Below are 15,560 nucleotides of genomic sequence, written 5' to 3' on the forward strand. Positions count from 1 at the left end.
ACGCCAATTTTAATAAGTACTGAAGACCTCGTTACCACGACGACAATGACAAATCCGGGAGAGTTAAGTATGTCCGCTGAACACGTTCTGACGATGCTGAATGAACATGAAGTGAAGTTTGTGGATCTGCGCTTCACTGATACTAAAGGTAAAGAACAGCACGTCACCATCCCAGCCCACCAGGTGAACGCCGACTTCTTCGAAGAAGGTAAAATGTTCGATGGTTCCTCCATCGGTGGCTGGAAAGGCATCAATGAGTCTGACATGGTGCTGATGCCGGACGCCTCCACCGCTGTCATTGACCCGTTCTACGAAGAACCGACCCTGATTATTCGTTGCGATATCCTCGAGCCGGGCACCATGCAGGGCTACGATCGCGACCCGCGTTCTATCGCCAAGCGCGCGGAAGAGTACCTGCGCTCTACCGGCATCGCGGACACCGTTCTGTTCGGGCCGGAACCTGAGTTCTTCCTGTTTGACGACATCCGCTTCGGCAGCTCCATCTCCGGCTCTCATGTCGCTATCGACGACATCGAAGGCGCGTGGAACTCTTCCACCAAATACGAAGGCGGCAATAAAGGCCACCGTCCGGGCGTGAAAGGCGGTTACTTCCCGGTTCCGCCGGTAGATTCCGCGCAGGATCTGCGTTCCACCATGTGTCTGGTGATGGAAGAGATGGGCCTGGTCGTTGAAGCGCACCACCACGAAGTGGCCACCGCCGGTCAGAACGAAGTGGCGACCCGCTTCAACACCATGACCAAGAAAGCGGACGAAATTCAGATCTACAAATATGTCGTGCATAACGTCGCGCACCGCTTCGGCAAAACCGCGACCTTTATGCCGAAACCGATGTTCGGCGATAACGGCTCCGGTATGCACTGCCACATGTCGCTGTCCAAAAACGGCACCAACCTGTTCTCTGGCGACAAATACGCCGGTCTCTCTGAGCAGGCGCTGTACTACATCGGCGGCGTAATCAAACACGCTAAAGCGATTAACGCCCTGTCTAACCCGACCACCAACTCTTACAAGCGTCTGGTCCCGGGCTACGAAGCGCCGGTAATGCTGGCTTACTCCGCGCGTAACCGCTCTGCGTCTATCCGTATCCCGGTCGTGGCGTCTCCGAAAGCGCGTCGTATCGAAGTGCGCTTCCCGGACCCGGCGGCTAACCCGTACCTGTGCTTCGCTGCCCTGCTGATGGCCGGTCTTGACGGCATCAAGAACAAGATCCACCCGGGCGAAGCGATGGACAAAAACCTGTACGACCTGCCGCCGGAAGAAGCTAAAGAGATCCCACAGGTTGCCGGCTCGCTGGAAGAAGCCCTCCATGCGCTGGATCAGGACCGCGAGTTCCTGACCGCAGGCGGCGTGTTCACCGACGATGCGATTGATGCTTACATCGCGCTGCGTATCGAAGAGAACGATCGCGTTCGCATGACGCCGCACCCGGTAGAGTTCGAACTCTACTACAGCGTGTAATGATTTTTTGATGTTGATAGCCAGCGGATTTCAGGTTGTCGCCACTGCGTGAAATCCGCGAATGTTTTTTTGTTGCCGTGGAAACTTTAGCCCATCTTCGGATGGGCTTTTTTCACCACCCGATACCGGTTTTAACGCCCTTTTTAGCGTTAAAACGCTATAATGCACTAAAATGGTGCAAACCCTGGGGGACTGCTGAATGGCAACAGGCACGCTGCCCGATGCTGGGCAGATCCTTAACGCATTAATCAATAGCATTTTACTGGTCGACGACGAACTGGCGGTGCATTACGCCAACCCGGCGGCGCAGCAGTTGCTCGCGCAAAGCTCACGTAAGCTTTATGGCACGCCCTTACCGGAGCTGCTGAGTTATTTTTCCCTGAATATCAGCCTGATGCAGGAGAGCCTGAACGCAGGCCAGGGATTTACCGATAACGAAGTGACGCTGGTGATCGACGGTCGTTCACACATTCTTTCCCTGACGGCGCAACGTCTGCCGGACGGCCTGATCCTGCTGGAGATGGCCCCGATGGATAATCAGCGGCGTCTCAGCCAGGAACAGCTCCAGCATGCCCAGCAAGTCGCCGCGCGCGACCTGGTGCGCGGCCTGGCGCATGAAATCAAAAATCCGCTCGGCGGCCTGCGAGGCGCAGCGCAGCTGCTAAGCCGCGCCCTGCCCGATCCGTCGCTGACGGAATACACCAAAGTCATTATCGAACAGGCCGACCGCCTGCGTAATCTGGTAGACCGTCTGTTAGGGCCGCAGCAGCCGGGCATGCACGTGACCGAAAGCATCCATAAAGTGGCCGAGCGGGTCGTGAAGCTGGTCTCCATGGAGCTGCCGGAAAACGTCACGCTAATACGCGACTACGATCCGAGCCTGCCGGAATTTACCCACGACCCGGATCAGATAGAACAGGTGCTGCTGAATATCGTGCGTAACGCGCTTCAGGCGCTGGGCGAAGGAGGCGGCGAAATCACGCTGCGCACCCGCACCGCGTTTCAGTTGACGCTGCACGGCGTGCGCTACCGTCTGGCGGCCCGCATCGACGTGGAAGACAACGGGCCGGGCATCCCGGCGCATCTGCAGGATACGCTGTTTTACCCGATGGTCAGCGGCCGCGAAGGCGGCACCGGGCTGGGGCTTTCCATCGCCCGCAACCTTATCGATCAGCATTCGGGAAAAATCGAATTTAACAGTTGGCCAGGCCATACCGAATTCTCGGTCTTCCTGCCTATTCGGAAATAGAGGTGATTATGCAACGAGGGATTGTCTGGATCGTCGATGACGATAGCTCCATTCGCTGGGTGCTTGAGCGCGCGCTCACCGGAGCAGGCTTAAGCTGCACCACCTTTGAGAGCGGTAACGAGGTGCTGGACGCGCTGAGCACCAAAACCCCGGACGTGCTGCTGTCAGATATTCGTATGCCGGGCATGGATGGCCTGACGCTGTTAAAACAGATAAAACAGCGCCATCCGATGCTTCCGGTCATCATTATGACCGCGCATTCTGATCTCGACGCCGCCGTCAGCGCCTATCAGCAGGGCGCGTTTGATTATCTGCCGAAACCGTTTGATATCGACGAGGCGGTGGCGCTGGTGGAACGCGCCATTAGCCACTATCAGGAACAGCAGCAGCCGCGCAGCGCACAGGTTTTCGGCCCGACCACCGACATCATCGGCGAAGCGCCGGCGATGCAGGATGTGTTTCGCATTATCGGGCGTCTTTCCCGCTCTTCCATCAGCGTGCTGATTAACGGCGAATCGGGCACCGGTAAAGAACTGGTGGCGCATGCGCTGCACCGCCACAGCCCGCGCGTTAAGGCGCCGTTTATCGCGCTGAATATGGCGGCCATTCCCAAAGACCTTATCGAATCGGAGCTGTTCGGGCACGAGAAAGGCGCGTTCACCGGCGCGAACCAGATTCGCCAGGGCCGTTTCGAACAGGCCGACGGCGGCACGCTGTTTCTTGATGAAATCGGCGATATGCCGCTGGATGTGCAGACCCGTCTGCTGCGCGTGCTGGCCGATGGCCAGTTTTACCGCGTCGGCGGTTATGCGCCGGTGAAAGTGGATGTCCGCATTATCGCGGCGACGCACCAGAACCTGGAACTGCGCGTTCAGGAAGGGAAATTCCGCGAAGATTTATTCCACCGCCTGAACGTGATCCGCGTGCACCTGCCGCCGCTGCGCGAGCGCCGTGAGGATATCCCGCGTCTGGCGCGCCATTTCCTGCAGGTGGCGGCGCGCGAGCTGGGCGTGGAAGCCAAACTGCTGCACCCGGAGACGGAAGCCGCGCTGACCCGTCTCGCGTGGCCCGGCAACGTGCGCCAGCTGGAAAACACCTGTCGCTGGCTCACCGTCATGGCCGCAGGCCAGGAAGTGCTGATTCAGGATCTGCCCGCCGAGCTGTTTGAAACCAGCGTGCCGGACGCGCCGTCGCAGGCGCTCCCGGAGAGCTGGGCGACGCTGCTCGCGCAGTGGGCCGACAGGGCGCTGCGTTCCGGTCATCAAAACCTGCTTTCCGAAGCGCAGCCGGAGATGGAGCGTACGCTTTTAACCACGGCGCTGCGGCACACGCAGGGGCATAAACAGGAGGCCGCGCGCCTGCTGGGCTGGGGCCGGAACACCCTGACGCGCAAGTTAAAAGAGCTGGGCATGGAGTAGCCGGCAGCACTGTGTAAAAAAGCGCTGTCGCCGGCTAATTGCTCTAATTTTATACTTTACTGTCCGCCAGGCTTGAGTATGATCGGGCGCGGTTATGGGGGAGAGTTGTTATGCTTGAATCACTGATCCACATCGCCACGCAAAGCGCAGAGGCGGGCGCCGCCGCGGGTCATACGCCCCAGACGGCCATTGCCGCCCTGCTGTGCGCAGCGCTGGTCACCTTCTTTAGTTAAAAAAAGCGGGCGTTATGCCCGCTTTTTTTATATCACGCGTGAGAACTGTTGCAGCCGCGCTTTGCGGCGCAGATAAACGTCAAAGCACATGCAGACGTTGCGGATAAGCAGCCGCCCTTTCGCCGTCACGGTAATTCCCCGTTCGTTCACATCCACCAGCCCGTCTTTCGCCAGCGGCGCCAGCAGTTGCAGATCCTCGGCAAAATAGTCATCAAAACGAAGCGACCAGGCCTTTTCTATCTCAGCGAAATCGAGCCGGAAATTGCAGATCAGCGCCTTGATGACATCACGGCGGATGCAGTCGTCGCGCGTCAGCTCAAGCCCGCGCCACAGCGCGTTGCCCTGCTCATCCACCGCCTGATAGTAGCGCTTCAGCTCTTTCTGGTTCTGCGCGTAACCGTCGCCGATCATACTAATCGCCGAGACGCCTAAACCGAGCAGATCGGTGTCGCCCTGCGTGGTGTAGCCCTGGAAGTTACGATGCAGCACGCCGTTACGCTGGGCGATAGCCAGTTCGTCATTCGGCTTCGCAAAATGATCCATGCCGATGAACTGATAACCCGCATGGGTTAGCGACTGGATGGTCTGCTGAAGGATATCGAGCTTCTGCTGCGCCGACGGCAGATCCGCCTCTTTGATTTTGCGCTGCGCGGCGAACAGCGTCGGCAGGTGCGCGTAGTTAAAAACGCTCAGGCGGTCCGGGTTAAGCTCCGCCACGCGTTGCAGCGTAAAGGCGAAGCTTTCTGGCGTCTGCTTCGGCAGACCGTAGATTAAATCGATATTGGCCGAAGTGAAGCCCACGTCCCGCGCGCGTTTGATAAGCGCAAAGATGAAGTCTTCATCCTGCTCGCGGTTCACGAGGCGCTGCACCTCTTTATTGAAATCCTGGACGCCCATGCTGAGACGGCGGAAGCCTTCGGCATGCAGGTGATCCAGCACATCAAGTTCGATTTCGCGCGGATCGACTTCAATGGAGATTTCCGCGTCGTCGTTGAACTCGAAATTCGCGCGCAGCAGGCCCATCAGGCGGCTAATTTGCGCTTTGCTGAGGTAGGTCGGCGTACCGCCGCCCCAGTGCAGCTGGCTGACGCGACGCCCGGCAAACAGCGGCGCGCGGTGGATTATCTCCTGCTCCAGCACGTCGAGATACTGGTCGGCTTTATGCTGCTGACGGGTGACGATTTTATTGCAGCCGCAGAAGTAGCAGAGCTTGTGGCAGAAAGGGATGTGAACGTAGAGCGAAAGCGGCCTGTCGGGATAACGCGCGACCGCGCGTGCGAAATCGGCTTCGCCAAACGCTTCAGAAAACTCGAGAGCCGTGGGATACGAGGTATAGCGCGGCCCGGAATAGTTATATTTCTGGATGAGGGCCAGATCCCAGTCGATTACCTGCTCAGACATGCTTACTCCTTCCGACGGTTTCGCCGACGCGTTCGGCGAACTGGCCCACCCGGATGGCGGGTGACAAGCCGGCTGCGCAGCCACTTCTGGCGCCGCGACAGCCGGTGTAGTTTAACGAATAACCACACCAGATAACATACTATCGGAAGGAGTATAAGCAGGACGGTCGGCCCCATCGGAAGGGTTAGTTTCCGCCCTTGAGCAGGCGCATCATATCTTCCTGCTGTTCTTCTTCTTCGTCTTCATCATCGTCGTAAGAAAGACCGAGCTGCTGCATCAGTTCGTCAATGCGATCGAGACGGGAATCGACCCACGCCTGATCTTCCGCGCTCAGGGTTTCCCCTTCTTCAAGGCGCTCCAGCAGCGCGTCCAGGCGCTCGTCGTTCTCCAGCATGTCCAGCTCTTCCTGCGGTGACAACATAGGTTTCTCACTTTTAGGTTGTGGTTGGTGCTTCTGAGGTCGGGTGTCCTGAGCGTCGCTCACCCCAAGCGGGATCGGTTTTTTACTGCCGATGCGCGGATCTTTCTGCTTAGACTGGCCGGAGGATTTTCCGGACGCGTCGGCGCCCGTCGCGCGGCTGCCCGGCGCAAGGCCGCGGTGTTTTTTATCGCGCTTACGATCGCGGGCTTCCTGATTTAATTCTTCACGCGTTTTACGGCGAGCTTTAGCTTTGGCGGGGCCTTTGCCACGCACAGAGGATGAGGGTTGCTTCATAATTTTTCGTCTTAGGCCGTTTTAAACAGTATAGAATTGCGGCGGAATCTAGCAGAAAGCAAGTAAAGAAAAAAGGCGACAGGTAAACCTGTCGCCTTTTTTCCTGACTTTTTAACCGGTCATCGGTATTCACCGTCCTGGTGCGCTTACAACCAACCCTGTTTTTCCTTCAGCCGACAACGCTCCGTGTCGTGTTCCTTTATCCTTGTTAACGTCTCCGACGTTTACCGTCCTGGTATGCTGTGTGCTTCGTCACCCTGACGCTCCAGACCCCTCATCCTGAGTTATTATCCGTTGCAACACTCCGTTGTCTGTGAGGCTTACTTTACCAGCCTGAACGACAGGCTCAAGCCGTTAACGGCCTCAAAAGTCCATTTTCGGACATTTCTGCAAGGTTAACTGACTGTTTTTACTTAAGTAAAACTTAAAGGACGGCGCTTTAAGCCAGCGAAGTCTCAATATAAAAAGGGCAGATCTCTTACATAACCCGGAGGCGTTTTGTAAGCCTCTGGAGAGAACAACAGCCTTTTATCCCTGTTCAGGTATAATCGCGGCTATTGCTTATGCTCATCCTGACGGAGACGACCGTTTTGACTCAGTTGAACTATCAACAGACGCACTTTGTGACCAGTGCGCCAGATATTCGCCACCTGCCTTCCGATACCGGCATTGAAGTGGCTTTCGCAGGCCGCTCCAACGCCGGGAAATCCAGCGCCCTGAATACGCTGACTAACCAGAAAAGCCTGGCGCGCACCAGTAAAACACCGGGACGCACGCAGCTGATTAACCTGTTTGAAGTTGCCGACGGTAAACGCCTGGTGGATCTGCCCGGCTATGGCTACGCCGAAGTACCGGAAGAGATGAAGCGCAAATGGCAGCGCGCGCTGGGTGAATACCTGGAAAAACGCCTGTGCTTGAAAGGCCTGGTGGTGCTGATGGATATTCGTCACCCGCTGAAAGATCTCGACCAGCAGATGATCGAGTGGGCCGTGGACAGCGATATTCCCGTTCTGGTGCTGCTGACCAAAGCCGACAAACTGGCGAGCGGCGCGCGTAAAGCGCAGCTGAATATGGTGCGTGAAGCGGCTCTGGCTTTTAACGGCGATGTCCAGGTCGAAGCGTTTTCTTCTCTGAAGAAGAGCGGCGTGGATAAACTGCGCATCAAGCTGGACACCTGGTTTAACGACCTGCCGCCTGCCGTCGAAGACGCCGCCCCGCAAGAATAATCCTTTCCCGGCGCGGGCCTGGCTCGCGCGTCCGCTTTTTTTGACGCAATAAAAAACGCCCCAGTCATTTCTGACTGGGGCGGCTAAAATATTCAGCCAAATCCGATTACGTGAAGTAAAAGGTCTGAAAGATAGAACATCTTACCTCTGTACCCTACGTCGATAACTCTACCCTTTTTTTATGACGGGAAAAAGCACTTTTTGTAATTTCTTTTCATCCTTTACATAGCAATTTCTAATGACTATCACAAAAATCTATTAGTTATGTTGCTAAGTTACAAAAGCGTCTGCGCGCATTTTGAGGATTAATGCGCCAGATCCCAGTTCACGCCGCTGCCCACTTCCACCAGCAACGGCACATCCAGCTGCATGCTGTTTTCCATCAGTTCATGGATTTTCTGCGACACCGCTTCCACGTCATCCTTATGCACTTCGAAAACCAGTTCATCGTGCACCTGCATGATCATTTTCACGCGGGGCTGCTCTTTTTCCAGCCAGCCATCAACCGCGATCATGGCGCGTTTGATGATGTCCGCCGCGGTGCCCTGCATCGGGGCGTTGATCGCCGCGCGCTCAGCGCCTGCGCGTCGCGCCGCGTTGCTGGCGTTAATGTCCGGCAGGTAGAGACGACGCCCGTCCAGGGTTTCCACATACCCTTGCTCTTTCGCCTGCTTGCGGGTGCGCTCCATATACTCCAGCACGCCAGGATAACGCTCGAAGTAGAGATCCATGTACTTCTGCGACTCTTTGCGCGGGATATTGAGCTGGCGCGACAGGCCGAAAGCACTCATGCCGTAAATAAGACCGAAGTTAATCGCCTTGGCGCTGCGGCGCTGCTCGTTAGAGACGCTCTCCAGCGGCAGGCCGAATACTTCCGCCGCCGTTGCGCGGTGGATGTCTTTGCCTTCAGCAAACGCGCTGAGCAGCCCTTTATCGCGCGACAGATGCGCCATGATGCGCAGTTCAATCTGCGAGTAGTCCGCCGAGACAATCACGTAATCCTCCGGCGCGATAAACGCCTGGCGGATGCGGCGGCCTTCATCGTTACGCACCGGAATGTTTTGCAGGTTCGGATCGGTGGACGACAGACGCCCGGTGGCCGTGACCGCCTGGTGGTAAGAGGTATGCACGCGGCCGGTTTTCGGGTTAATCATCTGCGGCAGTTTATCGGTGTAGGTCGATTTCAGCTTCGCAAGGCCACGGTATTGCAGAATGACTTTCGGCAGCGGGTAATCGAGCGCCAGCTCTTCCAGCACCTCTTCTGAGGTGGATGGCGCGCCGCCCGGCGTTTTCTTCAGCGGCTTGATGCCCTGCTTTTCAAAAAGGATGGTTTGCAGCTGTTTGGTGGAAGAGAGGTTAAACGGCTCGCCCGCGATTTCATGTGCTTTTTGCTCAAGCTCGGCAAGCTTAAGGGCAATCTCCTGCGAATGGGCGTGCAACACCGCCGGATCGATTTTCACGCCGTTGCGCTCGATACGTGACAGCACCGGCACCAGCGGCATTTCAATATGCTCGAAGATATTCAGCGGGCCTTTGTGCTGCTGCAGCTTCGGCCACATTTTCAGGTGCAGCTGGAGCGTCACGTCGGCATCTTCCGCCGCGTAGCGTCCGGCCTGTTCGAGATCGATCTGGTTAAACGTGAGCTGGTTTTTGCCTTTGCCGGCGATCTGCTCAAACGTGATGGTGGTGTGTTTAAGCCAGCGACTGGAGAGGCTGTCCATATCGTGGCGGCCGGAGACGCTGTCCAGAATGTACGACTCCAGCATGGTGTCGAAGACAATGCCGCGCAGCTCAATGCCGTAGTTCTGCAAAATGCCGCGGTCGAATTTCAGGTTCTGGCCCACTTTCACCAGCGATTCATCTTCCAGCAGCGGTTTTAATAATTCCAGCACGCGATCGCGCGGAAGCTGATCCGGCGCGTCGAGGTAATCGTGCGCGACAGGAATATACGCCGCAAGGCCAGGTTCGGTGGCAAACGAGATGCCGACCAGATTGGCGGTCAGGTTATCGAGGCTGTCGGTTTCGGTATCAACAGCCACTACCGGCGCGGTTTTAATGCGCTCAATCCACGCCTGAAGCGTCTCTTCATCAAGAATAGTGACGTAGCGTTCCGCGGAAAGCGCGACAGCCTCTTCTTCCGGCTCCGCCTCGACGACTATTGTTTCTGCCGGCTTCGCGGCAGGTTTGCCACGCGACTGGAGCCATTTGCCGGCTTCGAGATCGGACGTCCAGCGCTTAAATTCGTACTGCCGGAAGAGCGCGAGCAGTTCATCGGCCAGCGGCTGCTGCACTTCAAGGCGATCGTGGCTCAGCTCCAGCTCTACATCGGTTTTAATCGTCGCCAGCTGGTAAGAGAGGTACGCCACGTCTTTGTTCTGCTCAAGCTTCGCTGCCATGGTTTTGGCGCCGCGGAAAGAGAGCTCAGCGATTTTCTCCGGGTTGGCGTAGAGCGCGTCCAGACCGCCGAGGCCCTGCAACAGCGCCTGGGCGGTTTTCTCGCCGACACCCGGCACGCCCGGAATGTTATCGGACGAGTCACCCATCAGCGCCAGGAAGTCGATGATAAGCTCCGGCGGCACGCCATATTTCGCGCAGACTTCTTCCGGCCCCAGCACGGTGTTGGTCATCGTGTTGATAAGCGTGACGTCTGGCGTGACAAGCTGCGCCATGTCTTTATCGCCGGTGCTGATGAGCACCGCGCGGCCAGCGGCGGCAGCTTCTTTCGCGAGCGTGCCGATAACGTCATCCGCCTCCACGCCAGAAACCGCCAGTAACGGCAGGCCCATCGCTTTGACCATCGCATGCAGCGGCTCAATTTGCGCACGCAGATCGTCAGGCATCGGCGGACGGTGAGATTTGTAGTGCTCGAACAGTTCATCACGGAAGGTTTTGCCTTTCGCGTCAAACACCACGGCCGCGTGGGTAGGCTGGTACTGCAGTATCAGGCTGCGCAGCATATTCAGCACGCCATACATCGCGCCGGTGGGCTCGCCAGCGCTGTTGGTCAGCGGCGGAAACGCGTGATACGCCCGATACAGGTAAGAAGAGCCATCGACGAGAATAAGGGGATTTTCTGGGATCTGAACCATAATGTCCGTGCCTGATAATGAAGTTATGGATAAAGGATGCCATAGCCTGGCGCAAAACATGAAACCCAAAGGGCCGATCGCAGGGAAAGTTTTGTCGATCCGCGCGATCGCTCGCAACGCAGCCTGTGGATAAGTTTGTGCACAAAAACCTAAGCTATTAATAACGTGAGATAAAAATATAGCGAAGCGCTGTAAATAGCCCACTAAATCATGAACTTATAAAAACCCTGACGCCGCTAATTATTTTTTGGCGGGAAAGTTTTATTGTGGATATAAAAAACCGCCCTTGCCGTTTCGCTTGAATGACGCTTAAAAACAGATGGGTATTCATCGCAGGTTACGTTTAGGCTCATTACGCCAGAATGTTTTCTGTTAGAATCTGCGCCCTCTGCCGTCCCCGGCATTTTATCGAATCGCCTGAAAACTATTATGTCGAGATTACTCGCCGCGATGACGCTTATGCTCAGCGTCGTGCTGACCATTGTGGTCACTATTTTATGTTCCGTGCCGATTATCCTTGCCGGAATAATTAAACTGCTGCTGCCTTTACCGGCGGTCTGGCGGTCGGTTTCCCGCTTTTGTAATTTTATGATGTATTGCTGGTGTGAAGGGCTGGCATTACTGCTGCACCTGAACCCGCATCTCAAATGGGAAGTCCAGGGGCTGACCGGGTTAAATAAAAAGAGCTGGTATTTACTTATCTGCAATCACCATAGCTGGGCGGATATTGTGGTGCTGTGCGTGCTGTTTCGTAAGCATATTCCGATGAATAAATATTTTCTGAAACAGCAGCTTGCCTGGGTGCCCTTTATTGGGCTCGCGTGTTGGGCGCTGGATATGCCCTTTATGCGCCGTTATTCCCGTAGCCACCTGTTACGCCACCCGGAACGACGCGGCAAAGATGTGGAAACCACGCGCCGCTCCTGCGAGAAGTTCCGCCATCAGCCGACGACGATCGTGAATTTCGTCGAAGGCTCGCGTTTTACTGAAGAAAAACAGCGCCAGCTGCATTCACCGTTTATGCACCTGCTTCCGCCGAAAGCGGCAGGCATTGCAATGACATTAAATGTGTTGGGAAAACAGTTTGATAAGATGTTAGACGTAACGCTGTGTTATCCGGAAAATAACCGCACGCCGTTTTACGATATGCTAAGCGGAAAGTTAACACGCATTGTGGTGCATATTGATTTACTGCCGGTAGAGGCCTCACTGCATGGCGATTACGTTAACGATAAAAACTTTAAGCGTCGTTTTCAGCAGTGGCTGAATGGATTGTGGAATGAGAAAGACGCCAGGCTTGAAGCCCTTTATCAGCACTATAAAAAAGCCGGTCAGTGACCGGCTTTTTTGTTTACATCGTATAATTACTTTTTACCGAGCAGGTAGTTAACGGTATCCGCATATTGCTGGACGAAGACGTCCATATTGCTGGTATCCATGCCCTGCGGGTTAAGCTGGTATTTGCCGTTAACATACATGGCAGGTACGCCCTGCAGGCCAACGTCCGCCGCCGCTTTTTCCTGCTGAGCCACGAGCGATTTCACGACAAAGCTGTTCCACGCAGCGTCATATTCTTCCGGCTTTACACCCGCGTCGATAAAGACTTTACGGATATCGGCTGGCGTTTGTACGGTCTGGGTTTTCTGCACCGCTTCAAACATCGGGGCCGTAATTTTATCTTCGATGCCCATCGCCATCGCAACCGCCCACGCCTGCGTCAGATCTTTACCCAACGGGCCCAGGAATTCGACGTGGTATTTCGTCATTTTGGTGCCTGCCGGCAGCTTTTTCTTCACGCCGTCGGAAATATGCAGCACTTCTTCAAACTGGTAGCAGTGCGGGCAGTAGAAGGAGAAGAACTCCATCACCTGCGGAGCGCCGGCAACGGGTTTTTCCAGCGTGTTGTACTGTTTCCCGTCAGCGTAGTCGGCGGCGGAAACGCTGAATGCCATCACCATACCGGCCAGCGCCAGCCAAATCTTCTTCATCATTTACTCTCTCCTGAATATTACAGATCAATACATTGGCGTTAGTTGTAAAGGAGGCTCATTGAGCGCCCGAATTTGCTCGTTAAAAGTCGCCGTCTGACGGCGCCAGAAATCTTCTTCAGTAAGCCAGGGGAAGTTACGTGGAAACGCAGGATCTTCCCAACGGCGAATCAGCCACGCCAGATAGTAAACCTGCCGCATCGCGCGCAGCGGCTCTATCAGCTCAAGCTCTTTGATATTGAATGTAGTGAACTCTTCGTAGGCTTCCAGAATAGTTTCCATCTGCATGCGCTGTTCGGCGGCATCGCCGTTCAGCAACATCCAGAGATCCTGAATGGCCGGGCCGTTGCGGGCATCATCGAGATCGACAAACAACGGGCCGTCGCGCCAGAGAATATTGCCGGGATGGCAGTCGCCATGCAGACGCAGCGCGTCGTAACCCGGCTGCCAGCGGGCAGTTACTGCGTTCGTCAGCGCATCGGTCGCCTGCAGAAACGCTGCCTTGAGCGACGCAGGGATAAGCGTACATGCCTCATAGACCGCGCGAGGCTCGAGCAGATATTCATTGATGCCGATGGTCGGACGATGGGAGAAGAGCCGCTGTTTGCCAGTCTGATGAATACGGCCCAGATAACGGCCAACCCATTCCATCTGGTCAAGGTTATCCGTTTCATACTGACGGCCGCCGAGGCCCGGGAAGACGGCAAACATAAAGCCATCGTGCGTCAACAGGGTGTCGCCATGAAGGCGCAGCGGCGCGGCAACCGGGACTTCATCGGTTTCCAGCTCAAGCGCGAAATGATGCTCTTCGCGAATTTGATCGGCGCTCCAGCGGTGGGGGCGGTAAAACTTCACAACAAAACGCTTACGATCTTCATCCTGAAAAAGATAAACGCGGTTTTCAAAACTATTAAGCGCGGTTAAGCCAGAATCCACACGAATGCCGTGTTCAAACAGGGCGTCCATGATGGTGTCTGGCTGTAGCGTCTGGAAATTAAAAGCGTTATCTGTCATCCCGATATCCGGAAAACACAAGCAATGCTTCAGGATATCATCTCAAAGCCGCAGCGAGAGCTTCTCTTACAAGCTTTTACTCTTTTATCACGCCGCGTGCGCGCAACAGGGCCGTTTTAAAATCGTCTTCGTAATCTTTCTGGATGCCAGGGATCACGGCGTCTTTATCAGCGTCACGCATTTTTAACTGATAAATCAGGATATCATCGGTAAGATCGGCCAGTTCGCCAGTAAAACCGGATTCAGCGGCCAGCTTTTGCAGGAACTCCAGCAGGTTGAGATCGGGGTCTTTTTCCCAGGCTGGCTGAAGCAGTTCGATAACTTCATTAAGACGTTTGCATTTCATCATGGTCTCCTTTTATCTGGCTGACACGTTAGCAGGGACAAAACCGTATGAAAAGAGGTGATATTCTTGGATAAGCTTAGCGCGATTACTGGCGTAGTGCTGGCAGGCGGCCGGGCAATGCGAATGGGCGGGCAAAACAAAGGATTGATGCAGCTGAATGGCAAAGCGCTGTGGAGGCATGTCGCGGAGCGCCTGGCGGCGCAGGTAGCGCACGTTGCGCTGAGCGCTAACCGGGATCTGGACGCCTATCGCGCGGGCGGTTATCCGATCATCACCGATACCCTTCCGGATTTTCCGGGGCCGCTGGCGGGGATGCTTTCTGTCATGCAGTCTCTTCACAGCGAATGGTATCTCTTTTGCCCGTGCGACACGCCGCATATCCCTGCCGATCTCGCGCAACGCCTGTGGTCCGCGAAAGACGCCCGCTCTGCCGTATGGGTTAACGATGGCGAACGTGATCACCCTGCCATTGCGCTGATGCATCAATCCGTTAAGGCGCCTCTGGCTGACTATCTTGCACGCGGAGAACGCCGTGTGATGGTTTTCTTGCGTGAGGTTAATGGCTGCGCAGTGAAGTTTGCGAATAAAGATGACTTCGCCAATGTAAATACTTTGGACGAGCTTGAACGCTGGCAGGAGAAATAATGGTTCCGTTACTGGGCATTGCCGCATGGAGCGGTACGGGAAAAACAACGCTGCTTAAAGCCTTGATTCCATTGTTACGTGAGCGAGGTATCAGGCCTGGGCTGATTAAACACACCCATCATGATATGGATGTGGATACGCCAGGCAAAGACAGTTATGAACTTCGCAAAGCGGGCGCGGCGCAGACACTGGTCGCGAGCGCGAAACGCTGGGCGCTGATGACGGAGACTCCAGACGAGGCTGAGCCGGACCTGCATTATCTGGCAAGCCGGATGAACAGCTCGCAGCTGGATCTGATTCTGGTAGAAGGATTCAAACACGATGCGATAGCAAAAATTATGTTATTTCGGGAGGGCACGGGGCGTGACGCCGCAGAACTGACGCCGGACGACCATGTTATCGCTATCGCCAGTGATACGCCTTTACCGCAGTTCGCCTTACCGGTAATCGATATTAACGATCCGGTGCAGATCGCTTCGTTTATCGCTGACTGGCTGGCGGAGCAGCACTGAGTAAGGGGGGCAAAGAGTGAAGAGCGAATAGAGAAGTCTATGGAAAAGAATGAAAGGCCAGGTAGCCGTATCTGTTTTCTCCGGAGCCCTGAAAAGCAAAAACCCCTCAGCGGTGCTGAGGGGTTCTTTAATTGATGTCTGGCAGTTCCCTACTCTCGCATGGGGAGACCCCACACTACCATCGGCGCTACGGCGTTTCACTTCTGAGTTCGGCATGGGGTCAGGTGGGACCACCGCGCTACAGC

The 15,560-nt window shown here is 55.5% G+C and carries 15 protein-coding genes and 1 rRNA gene; 8 read left to right on the forward strand and 8 right to left on the reverse strand.

All coding sequences use genetic code 11. The features are described from left to right. Positions 1 to 69 precede the first annotated feature (69 nt). From glnA to AACV31_RS19100, 4 genes are all read left to right on the forward strand, one after another. Positions 70 to 1,479: a glutamate--ammonia ligase gene (glnA, locus tag AACV31_RS19085; RefSeq protein WP_015742992.1), complete on the forward strand. Its 1,410-nt coding sequence runs from the start codon at positions 70 to 72 to the stop codon at positions 1,477 to 1,479. Between the two features lie 199 nt (positions 1,480 to 1,678). Further along, positions 1,679 to 2,728 (forward strand): nitrogen regulation protein NR(II), encoded by a 1,050-nt coding sequence (gene glnL / locus AACV31_RS19090; RefSeq protein WP_165155020.1) that lies wholly within the window; start codon positions 1,679 to 1,681, stop codon positions 2,726 to 2,728. An 8-nt stretch (positions 2,729 to 2,736) separates the two neighbouring features. After that, entirely contained in the window at positions 2,737 to 4,146 is a 1,410-nt protein-coding gene (gene glnG, locus AACV31_RS19095) for a nitrogen regulation protein NR(I) (RefSeq protein ID WP_032983554.1), read from the forward strand. Between the two features lie 110 nt (positions 4,147 to 4,256). Continuing rightward, a complete protein-coding gene (locus AACV31_RS19100; protein WP_015742995.1) occupies positions 4,257 to 4,379 on the forward strand; it encodes a YshB family small membrane protein in 123 nt (40 codons plus the stop codon). Positions 4,380 to 4,406: 27 nt separating this feature from the next. Here the strand turns inward: AACV31_RS19100 and hemN are convergent, their stop codons facing one another. Together hemN and yihI are read right to left on the reverse strand one after the other, a co-directional pair. Beyond that, complete coding sequence (hemN, locus tag AACV31_RS19105) at positions 4,407 to 5,780, reverse strand: oxygen-independent coproporphyrinogen III oxidase (RefSeq protein ID WP_075197281.1); 1,374 nt, start codon at positions 5,778 to 5,780, stop codon at positions 4,407 to 4,409. A 184-nt stretch (positions 5,781 to 5,964) separates the two neighbouring features. Next, complete coding sequence (gene yihI, locus AACV31_RS19110; protein ID WP_105538915.1) at positions 5,965 to 6,495, reverse strand: Der GTPase-activating protein YihI; 531 nt, start codon at positions 6,493 to 6,495, stop codon at positions 5,965 to 5,967. A 590-nt stretch (positions 6,496 to 7,085) separates the two neighbouring features. On the opposite strand from yihI, the gene yihA reads away from it, so the two are divergent. Continuing rightward, positions 7,086 to 7,721 carry a ribosome biogenesis GTP-binding protein YihA/YsxC gene (yihA, locus tag AACV31_RS19115; RefSeq protein ID WP_041924225.1) on the forward strand — a complete coding sequence of 212 codons (636 nt, stop codon included), beginning with the start codon at positions 7,086 to 7,088 and terminating at the stop codon, positions 7,719 to 7,721. Positions 7,722 to 7,813: 92 nt separating this feature from the next. Here yihA and AACV31_RS23230 read toward each other — a convergent pair whose 3' ends face one another. Then, positions 7,814 to 7,861: a spot 42 RNA, inhibition of DNA synthesis gene (locus AACV31_RS23230; protein WP_071892919.1), complete on the reverse strand. Its 48-nt coding sequence runs from the start codon at positions 7,859 to 7,861 to the stop codon at positions 7,814 to 7,816. Positions 7,862 to 8,026: 165 nt separating this feature from the next. Then, positions 8,027 to 10,810 carry a DNA polymerase I gene (gene polA, locus AACV31_RS19120; protein WP_165155018.1) on the reverse strand — a complete coding sequence of 928 codons (2,784 nt, stop codon included), beginning with the start codon at positions 10,808 to 10,810 and terminating at the stop codon, positions 8,027 to 8,029. Positions 10,811 to 11,239: 429 nt separating this feature from the next. On the opposite strand from polA, the gene AACV31_RS19125 reads away from it, so the two are divergent. Continuing rightward, positions 11,240 to 12,148: an acyltransferase gene (locus AACV31_RS19125; RefSeq protein WP_165155016.1), complete on the forward strand. Its 909-nt coding sequence runs from the start codon at positions 11,240 to 11,242 to the stop codon at positions 12,146 to 12,148. A 26-nt stretch (positions 12,149 to 12,174) separates the two neighbouring features. Here the strand turns inward: AACV31_RS19125 and dsbA are convergent, their stop codons facing one another. The 3 genes from dsbA to AACV31_RS19140 form a co-directional block, all read right to left on the reverse strand. Then, positions 12,175 to 12,798 (reverse strand): thiol:disulfide interchange protein DsbA, encoded by a 624-nt coding sequence (dsbA, locus tag AACV31_RS19130; protein ID WP_041924226.1) that lies wholly within the window; start codon positions 12,796 to 12,798, stop codon positions 12,175 to 12,177. Positions 12,799 to 12,825: 27 nt separating this feature from the next. Beyond that, positions 12,826 to 13,812 carry a serine/threonine protein kinase gene (locus AACV31_RS19135; RefSeq protein WP_007765664.1) on the reverse strand — a complete coding sequence of 329 codons (987 nt, stop codon included), beginning with the start codon at positions 13,810 to 13,812 and terminating at the stop codon, positions 12,826 to 12,828. A gap of 76 nt (positions 13,813 to 13,888) precedes the next feature. Continuing rightward, positions 13,889 to 14,158 carry a YihD family protein gene (locus AACV31_RS19140; protein ID WP_075197284.1) on the reverse strand — a complete coding sequence of 90 codons (270 nt, stop codon included), beginning with the start codon at positions 14,156 to 14,158 and terminating at the stop codon, positions 13,889 to 13,891. Between the two features lie 66 nt (positions 14,159 to 14,224). Here AACV31_RS19140 and mobA point away from each other — a divergent pair, with 66 nt between their 5' ends. Then, the gene (gene mobA / locus AACV31_RS19145; protein ID WP_165155014.1) at positions 14,225 to 14,803 is read left to right on the forward strand and encodes a molybdenum cofactor guanylyltransferase MobA; all 579 of its coding nucleotides are present in this window, start codon (positions 14,225 to 14,227) and stop codon (positions 14,801 to 14,803) included. Beyond that, complete coding sequence (mobB, locus tag AACV31_RS19150) at positions 14,803 to 15,315, forward strand: molybdopterin-guanine dinucleotide biosynthesis protein MobB (RefSeq protein ID WP_165155011.1); 513 nt, start codon at positions 14,803 to 14,805, stop codon at positions 15,313 to 15,315. Before mobA ends, mobB begins: the two co-directional genes overlap by 1 nt. Positions 15,316 to 15,451: 136 nt before the next feature. On the opposite strand, the gene rrf is transcribed toward mobB, so the two are convergent. Then, a 5S ribosomal RNA gene (gene rrf, locus AACV31_RS19155) occupies positions 15,452 to 15,560 on the reverse strand; the annotation flags it as partial.

It is taken from the genome of Cronobacter sp. EKM101R, assembly GCF_963888145.1.
In the GTDB taxonomy this organism is placed as follows: Bacteria; Pseudomonadota; Gammaproteobacteria; order Enterobacterales; family Enterobacteriaceae; genus Cronobacter; species Cronobacter turicensis.